The organism is Ensifer sp. ENS06, assembly GCF_014852205.1.
In the GTDB taxonomy this organism is placed as follows: Bacteria; Pseudomonadota; Alphaproteobacteria; order Rhizobiales; family Rhizobiaceae; genus Ensifer; species Ensifer adhaerens.
The window spans coordinates 1-426 of sequence record NZ_JACVBC010000052.1; the positions used below are offsets into that span (position 1 = coordinate 1).

At 63.4% G+C, this 426-nt stretch carries 1 protein-coding gene; it reads left to right on the plus strand.

Going from position 1 to position 426, the window contains the following annotated elements; genetic code table 11:
• On the plus strand, window positions 1–359 hold a 359-nt coding region (locus tag IB279_RS38290; RefSeq protein ID WP_246802271.1), incomplete at its 5' end, for a zincin-like metallopeptidase domain-containing protein.
• Window positions 360–426: the final 67 nt, after the last annotated feature.

The window sequence follows — 426 nt, forward strand, 5'->3', positions numbered from 1 at the left end:
TCGTGTCGGCCGAGGCGCACGCCACCACGCTTGGACACGAGGCAATCCATTGGACGATGAGCCCGACCCGGCTCGATCGCAATCTCGGCCGGAAAAAGTGGGGTGATGAAGGCTATGCCAGGGAAGAACTGGTCGCCGAGCTCGGAAGCGTCTTTCTCGCTGCCGATCTCGGCCTTGCGATCGAGCCGCGCGACGATCACGCCGCCTACATTGCCTCTTGGCTAAAGGCGTTGAAAAACGACAAGCGCCTTGTGTTCCAGATGGCGGCCCATGCCGAACGGGCCGTCGCCTATCTGCAGCGCCTGCAGCCGGCCGCCGATAACGCAAATGACACCGTAGACGAGCCCGTCGCTGTCTGACCGGCACAGCGGGCGAGGGATATTCGAGCGCGCCGCCTCGTCTCGTTGCACCGAATATCCCTACGGC